The following is a 19,637-nucleotide window of genomic DNA, read 5'->3' on the forward strand; positions in this document are numbered from 1 at the left end:
CGCCTTTGCCCTGTCTCCGAATTCATTGATCTAATGGGCGCCATAGTGCCGTTACTCGAAGCAGCTTGCAAACTCTGAACACTCATCCCAAATACTGAGCACGCATGACGACGATCAACGAAGTGGCACGGTTGGCCGGCGTAACGCCCGCCACCGTCTCCAACGTATTGCGCAAGCGTGGCCGTGTCGGCGAGCAAACGCGTCAGCGCGTACTCGATGCCATCGACACCCTGGGCTATCGTCCGCACCTTGCGGCACGCGCGCTGGCGGAGGGACGCGGTCCCACGCTCGCGTTGATGGTCTCGAGCATTGCCAACCCGTTTTATCCCGAGTTCGCGCTCGCGGTCGAACGTGCGGCCCGGGAATCGGGGCACTTCGTCATCATTTGCAATACCAACGACGATCCGGCCATGGGTCGCGCCTATCTGGAGCAAATCGCCGGTACGTTGTCGGAAGGCGTGCTCGTCATGAACGCGAATCTCGATTTCGCCGATCTCGCGGCGACCGAAGCACGCGGCGCACCGGTCGTCCTGTGCATGTGGGAGCGTCCCGAAGCCCCACCGCGCCTGCCTTGCGTGGCAGTCGATTTCGCATTGGCCGGGCAGCTCGCGGCATCGCATCTGATCGCGCTCGGACATCGAAAGATCGGCGCCATCGTCGGCAGCAAAGCGTCCGGTATCCATACGCCGCGTCACGAAGGGTTCGTTGCCGCGATGCGGGAAGCCGGACTCGAAATCGATGCCAGCACCGTCATTCACGCGCCCGACACGATAGAGGGCGGCTACACGGCTGCTCGCTCGCTGCTCGAGCAGCACCGCGCGCTCACGGCGATCTTCGCGACCAATGACCTGCCGGCGCTCGGAGCCATGCACGCGGCGGCCGATGTCGGCCTTCACGTGCCGCGCGATTTGTCGGTCATAGGCATCACCGACATTCATCTCGCCCGCGAATCGCGGCCCGCATTGACAACCGTCGCGATACCGACGGCCGAGGCAGCACAACTTGCCGTCACGTTGCTGCGCAAACTGGTCGTCAAGGGTGCGCGTGCGCCCGATGGGGAACCGGAGATCTGCCAGACCTCGGCACCGCGGCTCGTCGTACGCGCCTCCACGGCCCCGCCGCCCGCGAGGCGCCGTCCAGTCAAGAGGAACACGACCGCATAGCGATGCCAACGCGTGACGCGCATGGCATTGCATGCCATGCTCTCCCTTTGCTCCGCGCGCATGATTGCCTGCATCAGCCTTGCCAGTTCGGCACGCATCGCTATACTTGGAAAAAATCTGAACAAACGATCTGTCCGTCCGTAACTCACGTATCCAACAAAATCCGAGGAGAGGCGCATGGGGGAGCAGCTCGAACAACGCGAATCGTTCGCATTGATGCATCAGATGGGGCTCAACGATGGCGCCATCGAACGCCGCAAGCAAGTCGTTGCTCTGGAGCACTCCGACCTCGCCCGCATTGCGCGCATCAGGGATCTCGTGCTGCCTCGCGTCGACGAGTACGCGGCCGCGTTCTTCGAGCATCTCGCCAAGTTCGACGAGGCTCGTCCGCTGTTCGACAATCGAGCCTTGCTCGAGAAGGCCAAGCGTCTCAAGGCGGAACACCTGCAGGGTCTTGTATCGGGCGACTACAGCAGACATTACGTGGCGCAGCGCATCGAGCTGGGCCGGCTTTACGCCGTGGCAGGGCTCGAGATGCGGTTTTTTCTCGGCGCATTCCATCAACTGCTGAGGTTCATCGGCAACGAGGTCATGACGCATTCGGAGCACGCGCCACTCGAAGCGTTCGATGCCTTCATGTCGCTGAAAAAGGTGGCGTTCTTCGATCTTGGGCTGATCGTCGATGTGCTGGTGTTCGAACGCGAGCGCATCATTCGACAGCAACAGGAAGCCATTCGGGAACTGTCGACACCGGTCCTGCAATTGCGCGATCGCCTGTTGCTGTTGCCGATCATTGGCGTCATCGATACCTACCGGGCCCGGCTCATCACCGAAAACCTGCTCGAAGCGGTGCGCGCACGGCGCGCGAAGGTGGTCGTCATGGACGTCACTGGCGTGGCGACGATCGATTCGCGCGTCGCGAACCACATCCTGCAAACGGTAACCGCGGCACGACTCATGGGTGCGCGGGTCATCGTAACCGGTATCACGGCGGCCGTTGCGCAATCGCTGGTCGCGCTGGGTATCGAGCTCGATCGGCTCCTCGATACGGTCGGCGATCTGCAAGGCGGTATCGAGTTGGCCGAGCAGATTCTGGGCTATCGCGTGTCGCAAGGCAACGCCAACGAGTCGCGCGCCAACGCAACGAGCTGATACCGTGTCCGTTCCCATTCTCAAGCAAGGCGATGTACTCATCGCATCGATTCAATCGGCGCTGTCGGACCAGGATCTCGTTCAATTGCGGGATGATTTCGCCGAGAAGATCGGTCGATTGCGCACGCGAGGCGTCGTCATCGACGTCACCGCGCTCGACGTGCTCGATTCGTTCGCTACCCGCACATTGCGCGGCATCGCCTACATCGCGAAGCTGCGCGGTGCGCAGACCGTCGTAGTCGGGATTCAGCCCGAGGTCGCGTTTGCGATGGTTCAGCTCGGCCTGTCGCTCGATGGCATTGCGACGGCGCTCGATCTCGAGGAGGGCCTCGCCCATCTCGGCGATACCGCGAACGGGAGCGCTGGCGATGGCGGATGAATTTCACGTGCCGATCGAGCGCGAAGAGGATGTCGTCATTGCCCGTCAGAAGGGGCGCGAACTCGCTGCGGCTGCCGGATTCTCGATGACGGACCGGACCATCATCGCACTCGCCATTTCCGAGATGGCGCGCAACATCGTCAGCTATGCACGCCGCGGAGAAGTCATGCTGCGAAAGCTCGACGACGGCGCGCGTGTCGGCATCCTGATCGTCGCGGAAGACGAGGGTCCAGGTATTGCCGACATCGAACTCGCGATGCGCGACGGCTATTCGACCGCGAAGAGCCTCGGCGTGGGCTTGCCCGGGACGAAGCGGATCATGGACGAGTTCGAGTTGATCTCCGTCGTGGGCAAAGGCACGAAGGTCACGATGAGGAGATGGCTGAGATGAACGCCGCGTCCCCGCCTAGTGAACCCATCATCGAATGGGGTTGGGCGGGGCGTGCGCTCGAAAGCGTCTCGGGCGACCTGCACGTCGTCGTTCAATTCGACGACGGGGCCGTGGTAGCGCTGCTCGATGGTCTCGGGCATGGCCACGAAGCGGCGCAAGCGGCATGCGCGGCGGCGCCGATCATCGAGGCGCACGCGCGCGAACCCATCTTGCAAGTGCTGCGGCATTGCCACGAAGGGCTGCAAAAGACGCGTGGCGCCGCAATGAGCATCGCGTCGTTCGACGCTCGCGACAGCTCGATGACCTGGGCGGGCGTCGGTAACGTCGACGGCGTTCTCGTTCGGGCCCAACTGGACGCGCACGCGCGCGATCGCGCGATTTCGACGCGTGGCGGCGTCGTCGGCTACCGCCTGCCCCCGCTGCGAGCGGAGCGCCTGTCGCTATCGCGCGGCGATACGCTCGTGATGGTCACCGACGGCATACAGAGCACATTCACCGCACGCATGCCGATTGCCGTCACCCCACAGGAGCTTGCGGAAACCATCCTCGTACGATACGGCAAGGCTACGGACGACGCGCATGTCGTCGTTGCCCGCTATCTCGGAGCGCACGCATGACGACGCAGCTCGCCGCGCTCGAAGCCGAATACCTGAGCGGGCTTCGAGCCTATCTCGAGCACGAAGGCGAAGCAGGGCTCACGCATGCTTACGAGATCGGCCGGCGCGCCCTGAGCCAGGGCGTGGGACTGCTCGATATGGCTGCGCTGCATTACGCTTCGCTCGATGAACTCGTGCTCCCTGCCCCATCGCGGGATCGGGCCCGGCTCGCGCAAGCCGCGGCAGCGTTCTTCAACGAACTGCTCGCGCCTTTCGAATTGTCCATCGAAGGCTATCGCGCGGCGCTGGCGGCGAGCGAGGAACGGTTTCAACTGGCGGTGAGCGGCACGACCGCGGGCTTGTGGGATTGGAATCCGCAGACCGACGCGATCTATTTCTCCCCGCACTTCAAGCGGATCATGGGCTATGAAAATCACGAGCTGCCCAATGAGCGCCAGGCGCATTTCGGCGCGATTCACCGCGACGATGCGCACCGCGTCGAACAAGCTCTGAAAAAGCACCTCGACGAGCGTCGCCTCTATGACGTCGAATACCGGGTGCGCATGAAGTCAGGCGAGTTCCGCTGGGTCCAATCCCGCGGGCAGGCGTTGTGGAACGACAAGGGCGAGCCTTATCGCATGGTCGGCTGGATCATGGACATCACCGATCGCAAGCGCGACGAGGAAGCGCTGCGCGCATCGGGAGAAGAGCTGCGCCGTCTGTCAGGGCATATCCAGCACATCCGCGAGGAAGAGAAGGCCCGCATCGCACGCGAGCTGCACGACGATCTGGGGCAGCAGTTGACCGCCTTGAAGATGGCCGCGTCGATGCTCGAACATCCAGGCGGCGGCGGATACCTGCCCGCGCCGAAAGAGGCGTTCAAGGCGATGTACCGGATGATCGATCAGCTTGTCGACTCGGTGCGGCGAATCGCGGCCGATCTGCACCCTGTCATGCTCGACGACCTGGGCCTGATCCCCGCGATCGATACGCTGATCGACGAATTCACGGCGCGTTATCGAATCAAGGTGACCCGCCATATCGACGCCGACGCGATTGCGTTCAACCGCGAATGCCGGATCGATCTCTTCAGGATGGTGCAAGAAGCGCTGACGAACATCGCGCGCCATTCGGGCGCAACGGAGGTCGTCCTCGATATCGTTCGCGAGGAGCCTCACTGCGTCGTACGGGTCGTCGACAACGGCCGCGGCGCGGCCCAGAACGATCGACGGGGCAGACATTCGTTCGGGCTGCTCGGCATACGCGAGCGCGCGGCCCTGCTGGGCGGCGAAGTCAGCATCCGGACGGCACCGGGCGCCGGCTTTGCGCTGACTGCGACCTTGCCCCTCGAGGCGGTGGAGGTCAGACGTGAACTGCGCTGAGTAACGCTAAAGCAGGTCTCGCTCGCCGCCGTCATGCCACTGCGTCATCGTCACCGTGACGCCTTGACCCGGTGCCGAACTGATGTGGAATTCGTCGACGAGGCGTTTCGCGCCTGCCAGTCCGGCACCCAACCCGCCTCCTTTGGTCGAATAGCCGTCTTGCATTGCGCGTGCGATGTCGGGAATCCCCGGGCCGTCATCGCGCGCAACGACGAAGACACCGCGACGCTGCCCATCCGCAGTCGAGTGAAACGTCAGTTCCCCGCTGCCCGCGTGAACGACGATATTGCGTGCGATTTCAGTCACCGCGGTGGCCAACGCGGCCACTCGGGCTTCGGGGAGGCCCTGCTGCGCACCGAGTTCGCGAACGACCTGCCGCGTCCAGGCGACATCCGATTCGCCAACCACGGACACATGCACTGCAGTGCCGAGCGTGCGATGCGTCGTCACGGCAACGGCCCTGAGCGGTATATGCGACGGACTCCTTTCATACGAATGCCCTCGCTGTTTTTGGCGTGCATGCATCCTAGCACCGCCGCATCGATGCGTCGTCCCTCCCCGCCGGCACGCGGCTTGCTCGCTTGGCGTTGCCCACCGATCTGTTTCGATATTCACATTTCAACATATCGGGCGATACGCCCGGAGAGGAGCGCCCATGTCCACGCCGACGAACGATTCGTCGCGGCACGATCCCTACGACAACGTGCCCGATTCTTCGCTGCCGCCCTATTCGAACCGACACCCGATCACGCGCGCGTTCGATTCGTTTGCGAGCGCAGTAACACGATGGACCGGTTCGCCTATCGCTTTCAGCATCGCTGTGATCATCATTGCGGCGTGGGGCGTGCTCGGCCCGGTGTTCAAGTTTTCCGATGCCTGGCAGCTCGTCATCAATACTGGCACGACCATCGTCACGTTCCTCATGGTGTTCCTGATTCAGCAAAGCCAGAACAAGGACAGCGTCGCGATTCATCTGAAGCTCAATGAGCTCGTAGCGGCAAACCGCAGAGCGAACAGCGAGCTGATCGGAATCGAGGACGTGTGCGAAGAGGACTTGCGGCGCATTGCGAATGCTTATCTGGCACTCTCGAAAAATGCGGAGGCAACTGAGGAAGTCCGGTCCGAGGTCGAACGCGAGATCAACGAGGCAAAAGAAAGGCCCGGGGGGAAGAACAAGTAACAGCACGACCGAGGAAACAGCACCCGGTCCGCAGATCAGACGATGGCCTTCAGACGGGAAAGTACCTCCTGCGTGTGCTCGCCGATGCGGGCGAGTGCCCGGCGCACGCCGAGGCGGCGCCCGTCCATCGTCAGCGGCAGCAACGCTATCTCGGTCATGCCACCGTCGTCCGTCCGCATCGGTGCGAGGCCACCGCTCGCTTTCAAATGCGGATCGTCGAACAATTGGTGCGGGCGAACGATCGGTGCGTATGGAATACCGGCCGCCTCGAGCTTGGGTGTGAGGTCCTCGACGCGAAGTTGCACGAGTATCGCGCCGAGGCGTTCGAGCAGTTCCGGACGAACGGCCACGCGCTGGGCATTCGTGGCGAAGCGCGGCTCGGCTGCGAGCTCGGGGCGTTCGAGCAGTCGGCACAGCGTAACGAATTGCTTGTCGCTCACGGCTCCGATGAAAAGCTGCTCGCCTTCGGCCAGCGTAAAGACGTCGTACACGCTCCAGGCTGAAACGCGCGCAGGCATGGGCGGAGGTGCCTCGCCCGTCATCGCAAACTGCTGCATATGCTGCGAACAGAGGAACACGCAATTCTCGAAGAGCGCGCTTTGCACCTCTTGCCCGCGACCCGTGCGTTCGCGCTCGCGCAGCGCGGCAAGCACACCGATCACGCCGAACATGCCACCCATGATGTCGTTGACCGACGTGCCGGCACGCAGCGGGCGACCGACCGGTCCCGTCATATACGCGAGGCCTCCCATCATCTGCACCACTTCGTCGAGTGCGAGGCGCTTTTCGTAGGGTCCGGGAAGAAAGCCTTTATGCGAAACATAGACGAGTCCCGGGTATAGAGCCGAAAGCGACGCGTAGTCGAGTCCCCGCTTGGCCATCAGCCCGGGGCGGAAATTCTCGATCATGACGTCGCAGGTCCCGATCAATTCGATGGCGGTCCGCCTTCCCTCGGGCGTATCGAGATCGAGCACGACGCTCTTCTTGTTCCGGTTGAACGAGCGGAAAAAGCCGATGCCGAGCCCCGGCAACTGTCGCGTTTTGTCGCCTCCCGGCGGCTCGATTTTGATGACCTCGGCGCCGAGGTCAGCGAGGATCATTCCGCAGGTCGGCCCCATGACCATATGCGTGAATTCGATCACGCGTACGCCTTCGAGCGGGAGGCGGCCGTTGCAATGGGTCTGATTGCTCATATTGCCTCGTCAATGCGCATAGCTACAGGCACTGTATCGGTTCCATATCGGCGTCAAAAGCGGTATTTTGGCAGGCGTTATCGTTCCGATCCGGAATGCCATGTGCCGCGCACGCGGCATCGAGGAGCCTCCTCCGATGCACGACATCGATATCAAAACGCTGCGTCTATTCGTCGCCGTGTGCGATCACCGCAACATAGCGCGCGCCGCCCAGGAGGCCCATATCGAGCCATCGGCGATCAGCAAGCGCATTGCACAACTCGAGAGCGAGCTTGGGGTGCCGTTACTCTCGCGCTCTCGCCGCGGCGTCGATCCGATGCCTGCCGGGCTCGCGCTTCTCGAGCATGCGCGGGCGGTGCTTTTCACGATGGAACGGATGGAGAGCGATGTTGCCGCGCTGGGTGCGGGGCTGCGTGGCAGGGTCAGTATTTGCGCTTCGCCTTCGGCGATGGCCGAGAGTCTGCTCGACGATATCGCATCGTTCATGCGTGAGCCCGAGAATAGGAATATCCGTGTCGATATAGAGGAGCGGATGTCGACCGATCTCGTTCGACAAGTGCGCGAGGGAACATCGGCGATTGGCGTTTGCTGGGACAACGTCGATCGCAGCGGCCTGCACGCGCAACTTTATCGGCGTGATCGCCTTGCGATTGCGGCGCATCGCGATCATCCGCTGGCGAGCAAAAGGTCGATCGATTTCGAGCAGACGCTCGAGTATGACCATGTAGGGCTGCCGCCCAACTCCTCGGTGCATACGATGCTCAGGCGAGCCGCGGCGAACGTCGGTAAGACCATAACGTACAGGGTCATCGTCTCGAACCTGGATGCCACGTTTCGCGTGGCCGCCGCGGGATTGGGGATCAGCGTTGTGCCGGTGGAGGTCGGCCGAACCTATCGCCGCGCGCTCGGGCTGCGGATCGTTCCGCTGAACGACGCATGGGCATACCGGCGTTTCGTTGTCTGTTGCAAGGATTTCGATGCGTTGCAACCGCCGGCCCAGCGGCTCGTGAAGTATCTTGGAACGCGCGCGGAAAGTGAGTGAGCCAAAGGGGTTGACGACAAAGGAATCAGCTACCGCAGCGTCATGCACTACAACCAACTCGCGAAGCCTGAGGATCGGCTATGAGCGATTCGCTTTTGGAAGAAGTCGAGTCGCTCGCCGATGAGCGTGCAATCCGAGCTAGCTCGCCGGTGCCGACCGCGTAGATCGACGCTCGGCGGCGAGCTTGGAAAAAGCGATCGATGGTTGATCGATGAACCGTTCATACACACTTGCTACGAAGAACGTGAGAGGCCACGCGATGGCGCACGACAGTGCTATCGACCCACCATATCCTAGGTGCCGCGCGGCAATCGTCACGACGGCAGACGCCACGGTAAAAAGTATTGGAAAGTGCGTCAGGTACAGACTGAACGATATTTTCCCAAACCACATTGGCACACGACTGCACAGAAATGATCGGCAGCTCGGTGTGATGCATAATCCCAAGAGGGTGGCCAATGCGGCGACGGAAAACTGGAATTGCGCGCCATCGACACTTTTTGTCAAATTCACTTTGGCCAGCACATCAAGTACCAACTGAAATTGCTGATAGTAACGTGTGAAACTCAGTGTGACACCCAGCCCGAGCAGCGCATAGCCTACGGTGGACCACTGTGCGCTGTTGCGACACAACAGTCGATGTCTGCCCATATAAGCAGCGAAACCAGCGAGGAATAACGAGTATTTGCTCGTTCCGGTCACGAACAACAAGACGACGAAGACGAGCCAAAACGCGGGCCTTGGCAACCGACGATAAATGGCGGATAGAGCAATCACCAGCATTGACCCCCAGAACTCGGCATGGAGCGACCAGAGAGGAATATTGGCTGCGATGCTGAACGGCGTTAGTGGGAATACGTCCTTGAGGTAGGGTGTGTGATCAAATATCGACGCACCACCGTAACCGGTCAGCATTGAGCTCAGCAGCGCTTCACCGAAGAATGAATGAGGTGTGAACGGGTCGAGCGACAATCCCGCGAGCCAACTCGACATGCTGACCCTCGCCGCATCGGCGTGCACCGACGGCATGGACCAAAGCAGCAGCGTCGCGAATATCACGGAACATACGATCGGCGGGTACAGGCGCAGGAATCGTTTGGCAATCTGCGACGGGATACCAAAATTCGACTTGGTGAATGAACCGGCGAGCACAAAGCCGCTCATGGTGAAGAACATATATACCGCCACGGTCCCATTGATCAGCGAAAATACCGGCGTGCCCGTGATCCACGTCTCCCATGAGAAATGAGGCGGCGTCTTCGCGACGCGCGCGAAAGCAGGAAGGAAGGCGGAACAGTAATGCCCTAGAAGCACCATGATCGCAGCAATTCCGCGCATGCCCTCGATAAATTCGAATCTTTCTCCTGCGTTGATTTTTCGACCCATCTCTCGTTCTCATTTTTAGAATACCCCCGATCTTACGGTATAAATGCCTTTCTCATGGTCCGCTTCGTCTTACGGGCTCTTGCCGCCGCCCCAAAGACGGAAAACGCGATTAAAGCTGGAACGAGTGGCACAGCGCGGCTTTTATCTTCTCTTTTTCGCGGTCGTCGAGCGCTTGAGGTTGAACGGCGGCATTTTACGTGCGTCGGCTAGAACGCATAGTTCAACGTCACCATATACCTTTGACTCCGGACGGGACGCCGTCCTGCCAGCGCGAAGCCCAGGTACCCATGAGCTCGCGTGCGCGTCAAGAATATTTCAACCGAACTTGTGGTCGGTGAACGCCCTGATCTGCTCACGCGTCCAGACACCAGGGAAGTTGTGATTCCGAGACTTGCGTAGCTCACGATCGAACGCGCAGGCTCAGTACGCGTAGGTACCTATGGACGATCACCCCGCATAACAGCGTCACCAGCGCACAAGGCGACGCGTGGGGTCTGTCAATGAGCGGCGGCGCGATGCGCCCTAGCGCGCGTGAGTATTATGCCTGCGCCCCATACGATCAGGGCGGCAATGATGAAGCTCAATACGAGCAGCACGCCGAGCAATACGGTTTCCTCGCCCTCGATGCCTACCGCGCCGAACAGGCGGAACAACGGCGCAAGCGCGGACCACACGGCTTCACTGCCGACCCAGCGCGCGAGCGGATCGATGCGCGAAAGCCCGAAGAAAACCGGGCCAGTCAGCACAAGGGCAATCACGAATCGCAGAATCAGCTTCATCGGACGTCCACCGTTCCGTAGTAGGGGGTGCTCGTACCCGGAATGGGCTTCGTCGGCTGTGAGAGTAAGTAGTCGCGCAGACGATCGAACTGGTGTTGTGACACGAGCGTTATGCAGCCGTCGCTCACGCCCCATCGGCCGTTCGGATGCAAGCGGAAATTGCCGCGCCTCACACCTTCCACGAAGGTCCAGTCGTCGATCTTGCCGTCAGCGCTATAGAGCGCGAACCACGTCGCGCGCTCGCTATTCGACCACATATCGAGCCCGAGATCTCTGAGGCGGCCAAGGCGTCCGCCCGTTTCACGCTTGATAATGTAGTAGTGCCCCTTCGGGATCGGGCCTGCGTTGGGGACGGCCGTGGCGGCGGGTTGGTCGACGTATGCGCCGTTGATAGGTTTTTTGCTCGTGCTCAACGACTAGTCGGAATTCACCTCGATGCACGAGGATGTACGCTCCCCAACCGCGCGAGTTTCCGACGTTTAGGCAATGACTAGGCAACACAAGCCGAGAATCGACGATGATGGCGCGGGCAGGCCAAAAACGAAAAACCCGCGTCAGCCTTGACTGACGCGGGTTTTAATCTGGTCGGGGCGAGAGGATTTGAACCTCCGACCACCTGCACCCCATGCAGGTACGCTACCAGGCTGCGCTACGCCCCGAAAGCATGAAAGTATAACAGACACTTTCACCGAAAAGAACTACACCTCATCACTAATGACGCAACAACTCGATGACACCGCGCAACTCCTTGCGCAGCCGCTCGATATCGACGGCCGGCGCAGCGCTCGGCGCTGGCTGCGCCGCCGACGCTACATCGGGTCGCGACGCGTCGCTCGGCGCATCGCTGCCCTCTTCCATCACCGCACCGCGCGCATCGAGCCGATTGCGCGCACCATTGATCGTGAAGCCCTGCTCATAGAGCAATTCGCGAATCCGCCGAATCAAAAGGACTTCGTGATGCTGGTAATAGCGCCGATTACCGCGCCGCTTCACCGGACGCAACTGCGTAAACTCCTGCTCCCAATAACGCAGCACATGCGGTTTGACGCCGCACAGCTCGCTAACTTCACCAATCGTGAAGTAGCGCTTCGCCGGAATCGGAGGCAAGACGACTTTTTCGACCGTCGTTGTCATCGTCAGTTAACCGTCGTGGTGAATGGGCGCGACACCGCGCCTTTCGCTCGTCAGCGCGGGAAAGTCGCTTCGACTCCGTTTTCGACGAGCGCCTTGAGCTTTTGACTTGCGTGGAACGTCACGACGCGGCGCGCGGCAATCGGAATCGCCTCGCCTGTCTTCGGGTTACGACCGGGTCGCTGCGGTTTGTCCCGCAACTGGAAATTGCCGAATCCCGACAGTTTCACGCCATCGCCGCTTTCGAGTGCGTCGCGAATCACGTCGAAGAAAGCCTCGACCATATCCTTCGCCTCACGCTTGTTGAGCCCGACGTTATCGAACAGCAACTCGGCCAGCTCAGCTTTCGTCAGCGTCGGCGTTTCGCTCGAAACGCCCGCGGGCGGGGTCGGAATTTCTCGAATCATGGCGCCACGCTGCGCCGAAAGAAGGGCTTCGAAATCACTCGAGTTCATTTCGTTCATATCTAAAAACAGCGGCCATCCGATGCCAACGCGCAGCGCCGGCATCGTTCCGAAGCTGTTCGCGCTTACCCCCGCAACCGCGCACCGTAGACTCGAGCCAAACGATCCACCAAGGCCTTGACGGCCGCATCCACCGTCTCGTCCTGCAGCGTGCCGCCAGTATCTTGCAGGGTCACGCGGAAGGCAAGGCTTTTCTCGTGCGCAGCCAGGCCACCGGAAGTATTTGATTTTGCACGAAATTCATCGAAGAGCGCAACCCTTTGCACGAATTTGCCGGCGCCCTCGCCCAGCGCCTTTTGCATCTCGTCCAGCAGCGCCTGCGTCTCGATCTTCTGATCCACCACCACGGCAATATCGCGCCGCACCGGCGGAAATTTCGATACTTCGGCGGGCACCGGCAACGCGCGCGCCATCACCGCTTCGGCGTCGACCTCGAAAACGATCGGCGCCTGCGGCAAATCGTATTGCCTCATCCAGCGCGGATGCAGCTCGCCGATGAAACCGACTGCGCGACCGTCGAGCTCGATGCGAGCACTGCGTCCCGGATGCAGCGCGGGATGCTCAGCCTTCACGAAGCGTGCAATGCGCGGCGCAAAAAGCGCCTCGACATCGGCCTTGACGTCGAAGAAATCGACCTGGCGTGTCGGGAGACCCCACTGCTCTTCCGCCACGGGCCCATAGGCAAGCGCACCGATACGCTTCGGCTGGATGTACCCTTCGACGGCATATTCGCTGGCCTCCTGCGTCGCATCGCGCAGGAATACGCGCCCGAGTTCGAACACGCGGATACGCTCGGCACGCCGATTGAGGTTGTGGCGAAGCACATTCACGAGGCTGCCGACGAGCGTCGTACGCATCACCGACATCTGGCTCGCAATCGGATTGACGAGCCGCACCGGATTATCGTTGCCGGCGAAATCGCGCTCCCACGATTCGTCGACGAAGCTGAAGTTGATCGTCTCAGAGTAATCGCGGGCGGCCAGTGCGTGGCGAATCGCGTGAATCGAGCGTTGCGTCTCGTTCGTCGCGCGCATTGCGTTGGCCGCCATCGGCGGGCGCGCCGGAATCTTTTCGAAACCGTAAATACGCGCCACCTCCTCGATCAGATCCTCCTCGATCTCGATATCGAAGCGGTACGGCGGCGGCGTGACGGAAAACCGCTCGCCGTCGAACTCGAACGCGAGCCCAAGGCGCTCGAAAATACGAGCCATCTCGTCGGCGGGAACCGGCACGCCGATGATGCGCTGCGCACGCGCCACACGCATCGCGACCGGGGTGCGCTTCGGTACGTTGACCGTTTGATCGTCGACCGGACCGGCCTTGCCGCCGCAAATATCGAGAATCAAACGCGTGATGTATTCGATGTGCTCGACCGTCGTCGAGTAATCGACGCCACGCTCGAAGCGATGGGCCGCGTCGGTCGAGAAGTTGTACCGGCGTGCACGCCCGCGGATACTGTCGGGCCACCAGAACGCCGCCTCGAGATAAATGTTCGTCGTATCGAGCGTGACCGACGTACGCTCGCCACCCATGATGCCCGCCAGGCTTTCGACTTGCCGATCGTCGGCGATGACACCCACCGTCTCGTCGAGCTCGATCGTATTGCCGTTCAGCAACTCCAGGCTTTCGCCGCGGCGGCCCCAGCGCACTTCGATGCCGCGATGAATCTTGTCGAGATCGAACACGTGCGTCGGCCGGCCGAGCTCGAGCATCACATAGTTCGAGATATCGACGAGCGCCGAAATGCTTCGTTGTCCTGAACGCTCCAGCCGTTCGACCATCCATTGCGGCGTTCTCGCGCGCGCATTCACGCCGCGAATCACACGCCCGGAAAACCGGCCGCACAAATCGGGCGCCGCGATGTTGACCGGCAGCGTCTCGTCGAGTCCGGCCTGCACCGGCTCGATTGCGAGGGGCTTCAGCGGCGCCCCCGTAATGGCCGACGTCTCGCGCGCGACTCCGAAGACCGACAGGCAATCGGCCTTGTTCGGCGTCAGCTTGATTTCGAAAATCGTATCGTCGAGATTCAACGTCTCGCGAATATCCTGCCCCACCGGCGTATCGTCGGGGAGGATCAAAAGGCCGCTGTGGTCTTCCGAGAGTTTGAGCTCGCGCGCGGAGCACAGCATGCCCTGACTTTCGACGCCGCGCAGCTTCGAGAGCTTGATCGCGAACGGCGCGCCGCCCTCCTCGGCCGGCGGCAGTTGTGCGCCCACGAGCGCAACAGGAACCTTGATGCCCGGGGCCACGTTCGGCGCACCGCATACGATGTTGAGCGTCGCGCCGGTGCCTGCATCGACCTGGCAGACGTTGAGCTTATCGGCATCGGGATGCTTGACGACTTCGAGCACACGCCCGACGACGATCTTCGACGTGGGAGGAGCGGCAGGCCGCAGCGATTCGACTTCAAGGCCAGCCATCGTCAGCGCGTGCGACAGCTCTTCGGTCGTCAGTTGCGGATCGACGAACGCGCGAAGCCAGGATTCAGGGAATTGCATGAGTGTCTACGTTCGAATGAATGAGGTCCAGCCGGGGCAATGCCGAGCGCGCGCGGCGTCAGGCAAATTGCCGCAAAAAGCGCAGATCGTTTTCGAAAAAGAGCCGCAAGTCCTGCACGCCGTAGCGCAGCATCGTCAGGCGCTCGAGCCCGCTGCCGAACGCGAAGCCGATATAGCGTTCGGGATCGAGGCCCATGTTGCGGATGACGTTGGGATGCACCTGCCCCGAACCCGAGATCTCGAGCCACTTGCCGGCATTCTTGCCTTCCTCGAACTTCATGTCGATTTCGGCCGAGGGCTCGGTGAACGGAAAGTACGACGGCCGGAACCGCACCGAGATATCGTCGCGCTCGAAAAACTTCCTGAGGAAATCGGTATAGACGCCTTTCAGATCGGCGAAGCTGATGTGCTCGTCGATCCACAGCCCCTCCACCTGATTGAACATCGGCGAGTGCGTCGCGTCGCTGTCGACGCGATACGTGCGTCCGGGCGCGATGACCTTGATCGGCGGCTTGTTGGTGCGCGCATATCGCACCTGCATCGGACTCGTATGCGTGCGCAGCAGCAAGGGGCGCCCCGTTGCATCCGTGCCGTCGATGTAAAACGTGTCCTGCATCGAGCGCGCCGGATGGTTTTCCGGGCTATTCAACGCGGTGAAGTTATACCAGTCCGTCTCGATCTCCGGCCCATCGGCCACATCGAAACCGATCGAGCCGAATATCTGCTCGACCCGTTCCCAGGTGCGCATCACGGGGTGCAGACTCCCCGCGCCGTTGCCGCGGCCGGGCAACGTGACATCGACCGCCTCCGCGGCGAGCCGCTGATTCAACAAGGCCTCGGCCAACGCATCGCGGCGCGCGGACAGCGCGGCTTCGACTTGCTGCTTCGCGACGTTGATACGCGCGCCCTCGGTCTTGCGCAGGTCGGGATCGAGCTTGCCGAGTCCCTTGAGGAGTTCGGTCAGCACACCCGCCTTGCCAAGGAAGCGCGCCTTCTCGTTTTCGAGCGTGACGCCATCGGCGGCTTCGTCAAAGGCCCTTTGCGCCTCGGCAACAATCTGGTCCAGATCCATTGATCCCATCATTTCAACGTCGAGGAAAAATTACGAGAGAAAGCGCTCGACCAACAAAAACGGGGGCTCGGTGAGGAGCCCCCGTTTTTGTCGCGGCGACACCGGCTTTTACCGATCCCGCCGCCACGAACCAAGCAGTACTAATTTCGCAATTAGGCTGCGACGGCGGCTTTCACCTGCTTCACGATCGCGGCAAAAGCAGCCTTGTCGAACACGGCCATATCGGCCAGCACCTTGCGGTCGAGTTCGATCGACGCCTTCTTCAGGCCGTTGATGAACACGCTGTACGTCATATCGTGCTGGCGCACCGCCGCGTTGATACGCGTGATCCACAGCGCGCGGAACACACGCTTCTTGTTGCGACGGTCACGGTATGCGTACTGACCTGCACGCATGACCGCTTGCTTCGCAATGCGGAAGACGTTGTTGCGACGGCCGCGATAGCCCTTCGCAAGGTTGATGATCTTCTTGTGTCGGGCACGTGCTGTAACCCCACGTTTGACTCGAGGCATGTTTCGCTCCTATGAGTTGTCGGTTGAGGGTTAAGCGAACGGCAGCATCGCGCGCACCGAGTCCAGATTGGTCTCGTGCACCGCGGTGGAACCGCGCAGATGGCGCTTGTTCTTCGTGGTCTTCTTCGTGAGGATGTGGCGCTTGAAGGCTTGACCGCGCTTGACGGTACCGCCCGGACGCACCACGAAGCGCTTTGCAGCGCTCTTCTTGGTTTTCATCTTAGGCATGACGAACAACTCCATTTATTAGATGGCGATGGGTGTGCGGCCGGCAAAATGCCCCAGATCCGCCCTTCGAAACCCAGTCCACTTGTTTGCGGCGCCCAGCCCGAAACCTCCCGGGCCCGCCGCATTTTCAGGAACGACGCTTCGCGTCGTTCCGAAACCTGCCGGGTACTGCCTGTGCAAAGCCAACTTACCGCGAACGACCGTTCCGTTCGCGGCACGCCGCGTCACTTCTTCTTTTTCGGCGCGAGCACCATGATCATCTGGCGCCCTTCCATTTTCGGCATCTGCTCGACCTGCCCGACCTCGTCGAGGTCGGTGCGCAGGCGCTCGAGCATCCGCATACCGATTTCCTGGTGCGCCATCTCGCGACCGCGGAAACGCAACGTGATCTTCGTCTTGTCGCCGTCCTCGAGGAAGCGTATGAGGTTGCGCAGTTTGACGTTGTAATCACCGTCGTCGGTCCCGGGACGGAATTTCACTTCCTTGACCTGGATGACCTTCTGCTTGAGCTTGGCCTCGTGCTGCTTTTTCGCTTCCTGGTACTTGAATTTGCCGTAGTCCATCAAGCGGCAAACGGGCGGGACCGCCTGGGGTGCGATTTCCACCAGATCCACGTCCTGCTGTTCCGACATGCGGAAAGCATCAGCCAGTTTTACGATGCCGAGCGGTTCGTTGTCGATTCCGACCAGACGCACCTCGGGTGCAGAAATTTCACCGTTGATGCGATGCGACTTATCAGTAGCGATGTTCGGTTCCTCTAAAAATTAAAAAAACGAGCCGCGCTGCCAAGTGGTTACTTGAAGGCCTGGACATCCTGACGCAGGCGCTCAACGAAGGTATCGATCGGCATGACGCCAAGATCCACACCGCCACGGGCACGCACGGCTACCGTTTGGGCATCACGCTCTTTATCGCCGACCACGAGCAGATACGGCACCTTTTCGAGCGTATGCTCGCGTATTTTATAGCTTATTTTCTCGTTGCGCAAATCGGCCTCGATTCTAAGCCCTTGTTTTTGCAACGTTTGGACCAGCGCACTCGCATACTGGGCCTGGCTTTCGGCGATATTCATGACCACTGCCTGGGTCGGCGCGAGCCAGGGCGGCATCGCACCTGCGTGATGCTCGATCAGAATGCCGAGGAAACGCTCCATCGAGCCTACGATGGCCCGATGCAGCATGACCGGCCGCCGGCGGCTGTTGTCCTCGGCGACATATTCGGCGCCCAGGCGCTCCGGCAGCACCATGTCGAGCTGAAGCGTGCCGCACTGCCACGAGCGGCCCAGCGCGTCCTTGATGTGGTACTCGACCTTGGGGCCGTAGAACGCGCCTTCGCCGTCGAGCTCCTCCCACTGCAATCCGCAGGCCGTCAGCGCTTCGCGAAGTCCGGCTTCGGCGCGGTCCCAGATCTCGTCCGTGCCCGCGCGCTGCTCGGGACGCAGCGACAGTTTGATATCGATATGCTCGAAGCCGAAGTCGCGATAGACGCTCATCGCCAGCGTATTGAACTTGATCGACTCGGCGATGAACTGGTCTTCGGTGCAGAAGATGTGTCCATCGTCCTGCACGAAGCCGCGCACGCGCATGAGCCCATGCAGCGCGCCCGATGCCTCGTTGCGGTGACACGAGCCGAATTCCGCGTAGCGCAGCGGCAAATCGCGGTACGAGCGCAGGCCGTGCTTGAACACCTGAACGTGCCCGGGACAGTTCATCGGCTTGATCGCGTAGTCGCGCTTTTCCGATTCCGTCGTGAACATATTCTCGCGATAGTTCTGCCAATGGCCCGACGCTTCCCACAGCGAGCGGTCCATGATCATGGGCGTCTTGATCTCGAGATAGTCGTCCGCATTGACGCGGCGGCGCATGTACTGCTCGACCTGCTGCCACAGCGTCCACCCCTTCGGATGCCAGAACACCATCCCGGGCGACTCGTCCTGCAGATGGAACAGATCGAGCTGACGGCCGAGCTTGCGGTGATCGCGCTTCTCCGCTTCCTCGAGCATGTGCAGATAGGCGTCCTGCTCTTCCTTCTTCGCCCACGCCGTACCGTAGATCCGCTGCAACTGCTCGTTCTTCGAATCGCCGCGCCAATACGCGCCCGCGACCTTCATCAGCTTGAAGACCTTCAGCTTGCCCGTGGACGGCACGTGCGGGCCGCGGCACAAGTCGGTGAAGCCGCCATGCGCGTACAGCTTGATCTCGTCTTCGGCGGGAATCGATTCGATGATCTCGGCCTTGTATTGCTCGCCGATGCTTTTGAAGTACTCGACGGCTTCGTCGCGCGATACCACCCGCCGCGTCACGGGCTCGTCCTTCTTCGCGAGCTCCTGCATGCGCTTTTCGATCTTCTCGAGATCTTCGGGCGTGAATGGCCGCTGATACGCGAAGTCGTAATAAAAACCGTTGTCGATCACCGGACCGATCGTGACTTGCGCTTCGGGGTAGAGATCCTTCACCGCATACGCGAGCAGGTGGGCCGTCGAATGGCGAATGATGTCGAGGCCATCGGGGTCTTTGTCCGTGACGATGGCAAGCGACGCGTCGCGATCGATCAGCGTCGACGTATCGACGAGCTCGCCATCGAGCTTGCCGCCCAACGCGGCCTTGGCAAGCCCCGGACCGATGGAGGCCGCCACTTCGGCAACCGTGACCGGATGCTCGTACTGTCGAACCGAACCGTCTGGCAGGCGTATCGAAACCATTGCGTTCTCTCCGGTTGCCGCGAAGCGCGCGGCATCGTCAGAGGCCGGAGTCAGCACTCGAGCGCCAACTCCGGCCGACAAAAAAAATGCGGCCCCGCTTTCGAGGGGCCGCATTCACTTTCATTAACCGCAGATACTGAAACAGGGCGAAAGAGGTCCTCGACTAGCGTCGCTCCGAAGTTGTTTCGGTCAACGTTCGCGGTGTCATAACCGTATTCGCCTTTGACGCCCGAGGGCGTATTTCGCGCTGCTTGAAAAACCGGCAAACCGGATTTTCGTATTTCGTTGGTAGGCTCGATTGGACTCGAACCAACGACCCCCACCATGTCAAGGTGGTGCTCTAACCAGCTGAGCTACGAGCCTGAAGAAAGAGCGATTATATGGAGTC

The 19,637-nt window shown here is 61.0% G+C and carries 20 protein-coding genes, 2 tRNA genes and 2 pseudogenes; 9 read left to right on the forward strand and 15 right to left on the reverse strand.

Going from position 1 to position 19,637, the window contains the following annotated elements; genetic code table 11:
• The first annotated feature begins 104 nt into the window (after nt 1-104).
• From ACO1XS_RS25655 to ACO1XS_RS25685, 7 genes and pseudogenes are all read left to right on the forward strand, one after another.
• On the forward strand, nt 105-1,163 hold the full coding sequence (locus ACO1XS_RS25655; protein WP_486392006.1) for a LacI family DNA-binding transcriptional regulator: 1,059 nt from the start codon (nt 105-107) through the stop codon (nt 1,161-1,163).
• Nucleotides 1,164-1,340: 177 nt separating this feature from the next.
• Complete coding sequence (locus ACO1XS_RS25660; RefSeq protein ID WP_331572409.1) at nt 1,341-2,315, forward strand: protoglobin domain-containing protein; 975 nt, start codon at nt 1,341-1,343, stop codon at nt 2,313-2,315.
• Between the two features lie 4 nt (nt 2,316-2,319).
• The gene (locus ACO1XS_RS25665) at nt 2,320-2,694 is read left to right on the forward strand and encodes an STAS domain-containing protein (RefSeq protein ID WP_173258902.1); all 375 of its coding nucleotides are present in this window, start codon (nt 2,320-2,322) and stop codon (nt 2,692-2,694) included.
• Complete coding sequence (locus ACO1XS_RS25670; protein WP_331572407.1) at nt 2,684-3,085, forward strand: anti-sigma regulatory factor; 402 nt, start codon at nt 2,684-2,686, stop codon at nt 3,083-3,085. Before ACO1XS_RS25665 ends, ACO1XS_RS25670 begins: the two co-directional genes overlap by 11 nt.
• Nucleotides 3,082-3,702, forward strand: coding sequence for a SpoIIE family protein phosphatase (locus ACO1XS_RS25675; protein ID WP_486392007.1), 621 nt, complete (start codon nt 3,082-3,084; stop codon nt 3,700-3,702). The genes ACO1XS_RS25670 and ACO1XS_RS25675 overlap by 4 nt, the downstream gene beginning before the upstream one ends.
• Nucleotides 3,699-3,947, forward strand: a pseudogene (locus tag ACO1XS_RS25680) (phosphatase RsbU N-terminal domain-containing protein); the annotation flags it as partial. The gene ACO1XS_RS25675 and the pseudogene ACO1XS_RS25680, both read left to right, overlap by 4 nt.
• A gap of 33 nt (nt 3,948-3,980) precedes the next feature.
• A pseudogene (locus tag ACO1XS_RS25685) lies at nt 3,981-5,063 on the forward strand (sensor histidine kinase); the annotation flags it as partial.
• 6 nt (nt 5,064-5,069) lie between these two features.
• Here ACO1XS_RS25685 and ACO1XS_RS25690 read toward each other — a convergent pair.
• Nucleotides 5,070-5,513 (reverse strand): anti-sigma regulatory factor, encoded by a 444-nt coding sequence (locus ACO1XS_RS25690; RefSeq protein ID WP_331572402.1) that lies wholly within the window; start codon nt 5,511-5,513, stop codon nt 5,070-5,072.
• A 205-nt stretch (nt 5,514-5,718) separates the two neighbouring features.
• Here ACO1XS_RS25690 and ACO1XS_RS25695 point away from each other — a divergent pair, with 205 nt between their 5' ends.
• Nucleotides 5,719-6,243: a low affinity iron permease family protein gene (locus ACO1XS_RS25695; RefSeq protein ID WP_486392008.1), complete on the forward strand. Its 525-nt coding sequence runs from the start codon at nt 5,719-5,721 to the stop codon at nt 6,241-6,243.
• 35 nt (nt 6,244-6,278) lie between these two features.
• On the opposite strand, the gene ACO1XS_RS25700 is transcribed toward ACO1XS_RS25695, so the two are convergent.
• Nucleotides 6,279-7,436 (reverse strand): CaiB/BaiF CoA transferase family protein, encoded by a 1,158-nt coding sequence (locus tag ACO1XS_RS25700; protein ID WP_486392009.1) that lies wholly within the window; start codon nt 7,434-7,436, stop codon nt 6,279-6,281.
• A gap of 136 nt (nt 7,437-7,572) precedes the next feature.
• Here ACO1XS_RS25700 and ACO1XS_RS25705 point away from each other — a divergent pair, with 136 nt between their 5' ends.
• Nucleotides 7,573-8,478, forward strand: a complete 906-nt coding sequence (locus ACO1XS_RS25705) for a LysR family transcriptional regulator (protein ID WP_331572395.1) — start codon at nt 7,573-7,575, stop codon at nt 8,476-8,478.
• Between the two features lie 138 nt (nt 8,479-8,616).
• On the opposite strand, the gene ACO1XS_RS25710 is transcribed toward ACO1XS_RS25705, so the two are convergent.
• The 13 genes from ACO1XS_RS25710 to ACO1XS_RS25770 form a co-directional block, all read right to left on the reverse strand.
• Nucleotides 8,617-9,864: an acyltransferase family protein gene (locus ACO1XS_RS25710; RefSeq protein ID WP_331572393.1), complete on the reverse strand. Its 1,248-nt coding sequence runs from the start codon at nt 9,862-9,864 to the stop codon at nt 8,617-8,619.
• A 497-nt stretch (nt 9,865-10,361) separates the two neighbouring features.
• Nucleotides 10,362-10,643, reverse strand: a complete 282-nt coding sequence (locus tag ACO1XS_RS25715) for a hypothetical protein (protein ID WP_486392010.1) — start codon at nt 10,641-10,643, stop codon at nt 10,362-10,364.
• Nucleotides 10,640-11,056 carry a DUF2778 domain-containing protein gene (locus ACO1XS_RS25720; RefSeq protein WP_486392011.1) on the reverse strand — a complete coding sequence of 139 codons (417 nt, stop codon included), beginning with the start codon at nt 11,054-11,056 and terminating at the stop codon, nt 10,640-10,642. Before ACO1XS_RS25720 ends, ACO1XS_RS25715 begins: the two co-directional genes overlap by 4 nt.
• 169 nt (nt 11,057-11,225) lie before the next feature.
• Nucleotides 11,226-11,302 (reverse strand) — tRNA-Pro (locus ACO1XS_RS25725).
• A 52-nt stretch (nt 11,303-11,354) separates the two neighbouring features.
• Nucleotides 11,355-11,777 (reverse strand): MerR family transcriptional regulator, encoded by a 423-nt coding sequence (locus ACO1XS_RS25730; RefSeq protein ID WP_331573363.1) that lies wholly within the window; start codon nt 11,775-11,777, stop codon nt 11,355-11,357.
• Nucleotides 11,778-11,827: 50 nt separating this feature from the next.
• A complete protein-coding gene (locus tag ACO1XS_RS25735; RefSeq protein WP_173258880.1) occupies nt 11,828-12,238 on the reverse strand; it encodes an integration host factor subunit alpha in 411 nt (136 codons plus the stop codon).
• A 65-nt stretch (nt 12,239-12,303) separates the two neighbouring features.
• The gene (pheT, locus tag ACO1XS_RS25740; RefSeq protein WP_331573361.1) at nt 12,304-14,736 is read right to left on the reverse strand and encodes a phenylalanine--tRNA ligase subunit beta; all 2,433 of its coding nucleotides are present in this window, start codon (nt 14,734-14,736) and stop codon (nt 12,304-12,306) included.
• A 58-nt stretch (nt 14,737-14,794) separates the two neighbouring features.
• Nucleotides 14,795-15,808, reverse strand: a complete 1,014-nt coding sequence (gene pheS, locus ACO1XS_RS25745) for a phenylalanine--tRNA ligase subunit alpha (RefSeq protein ID WP_331573359.1) — start codon at nt 15,806-15,808, stop codon at nt 14,795-14,797.
• 152 nt (nt 15,809-15,960) lie between these two features.
• Complete coding sequence (gene rplT, locus ACO1XS_RS25750; protein WP_173258875.1) at nt 15,961-16,320, reverse strand: 50S ribosomal protein L20; 360 nt, start codon at nt 16,318-16,320, stop codon at nt 15,961-15,963.
• A gap of 30 nt (nt 16,321-16,350) precedes the next feature.
• Nucleotides 16,351-16,548 carry a 50S ribosomal protein L35 gene (rpmI, locus tag ACO1XS_RS25755; RefSeq protein WP_331573357.1) on the reverse strand — a complete coding sequence of 66 codons (198 nt, stop codon included), beginning with the start codon at nt 16,546-16,548 and terminating at the stop codon, nt 16,351-16,353.
• Between the two features lie 224 nt (nt 16,549-16,772).
• Nucleotides 16,773-17,294, reverse strand: a complete 522-nt coding sequence (gene infC, locus ACO1XS_RS25760; RefSeq protein WP_331573369.1) for a translation initiation factor IF-3 — start codon at nt 17,292-17,294, stop codon at nt 16,773-16,775.
• A gap of 47 nt (nt 17,295-17,341) precedes the next feature.
• A complete protein-coding gene (gene thrS, locus ACO1XS_RS25765; RefSeq protein WP_331573355.1) occupies nt 17,342-19,249 on the reverse strand; it encodes a threonine--tRNA ligase in 1,908 nt (635 codons plus the stop codon).
• A gap of 286 nt (nt 19,250-19,535) precedes the next feature.
• Nucleotides 19,536-19,612: transfer RNA gene (locus ACO1XS_RS25770), tRNA-Val, on the reverse strand.
• Nucleotides 19,613-19,637 lie beyond the last annotated feature (25 nt).

It is taken from the genome of Trinickia sp. (assembly GCF_057351765.1).

What these genes read in the sequence shown, in the direction of transcription:
- ACO1XS_RS25655 (WP_486392006.1), top strand. Translation starts at nt 105, where the DNA reads ATGACGACGATCAACGAAGTGGCACGGTTGGCCGGCGTAACGCCCGCC.
- ACO1XS_RS25660 (WP_331572409.1), top strand. Translation starts at nt 1,341, where the DNA reads ATGGGGGAGCAGCTCGAACAACGCGAATCGTTCGCATTGATGCATCAG.
- ACO1XS_RS25670 (WP_331572407.1), top strand. Translation starts at nt 2,684, where the DNA reads ATGGCGGATGAATTTCACGTGCCGATCGAGCGCGAAGAGGATGTCGTC.
- ACO1XS_RS25675 (WP_486392007.1), top strand. Translation starts at nt 3,082, where the DNA reads ATGAACGCCGCGTCCCCGCCTAGTGAACCCATCATCGAATGGGGTTGG.
- ACO1XS_RS25695 (WP_486392008.1), top strand. Translation starts at nt 5,719, where the DNA reads ATGTCCACGCCGACGAACGATTCGTCGCGGCACGATCCCTACGACAAC.
- ACO1XS_RS25700 (WP_486392009.1), bottom strand. Translation starts at nt 7,436, where the DNA reads ATGAGCAATCAGACCCATTGCAACGGCCGCCTCCCGCTCGAAGGCGTA.
- ACO1XS_RS25705 (WP_331572395.1), top strand. Translation starts at nt 7,573, where the DNA reads ATGCACGACATCGATATCAAAACGCTGCGTCTATTCGTCGCCGTGTGC.
- ACO1XS_RS25710 (WP_331572393.1), bottom strand. Translation starts at nt 9,864, where the DNA reads ATGGGTCGAAAAATCAACGCAGGAGAAAGATTCGAATTTATCGAGGGC.
- ACO1XS_RS25715 (WP_486392010.1), bottom strand. Translation starts at nt 10,643, where the DNA reads ATGAAGCTGATTCTGCGATTCGTGATTGCCCTTGTGCTGACTGGCCCG.
- ACO1XS_RS25730 (WP_331573363.1), bottom strand. Translation starts at nt 11,777, where the DNA reads ATGACAACGACGGTCGAAAAAGTCGTCTTGCCTCCGATTCCGGCGAAG.
- ACO1XS_RS25735 (WP_173258880.1), bottom strand. Translation starts at nt 12,238, where the DNA reads ATGAACGAAATGAACTCGAGTGATTTCGAAGCCCTTCTTTCGGCGCAG.
- pheT (WP_331573361.1), bottom strand. Translation starts at nt 14,736, where the DNA reads ATGCAATTCCCTGAATCCTGGCTTCGCGCGTTCGTCGATCCGCAACTG.
- pheS (WP_331573359.1), bottom strand. Translation starts at nt 15,808, where the DNA reads ATGGATCTGGACCAGATTGTTGCCGAGGCGCAAAGGGCCTTTGACGAA.
- rplT (WP_173258875.1), bottom strand. Translation starts at nt 16,320, where the DNA reads ATGCCTCGAGTCAAACGTGGGGTTACAGCACGTGCCCGACACAAGAAG.
- rpmI (WP_331573357.1), bottom strand. Translation starts at nt 16,548, where the DNA reads ATGCCTAAGATGAAAACCAAGAAGAGCGCTGCAAAGCGCTTCGTGGTG.
- thrS (WP_331573355.1), bottom strand. Translation starts at nt 19,249, where the DNA reads ATGGTTTCGATACGCCTGCCAGACGGTTCGGTTCGACAGTACGAGCAT.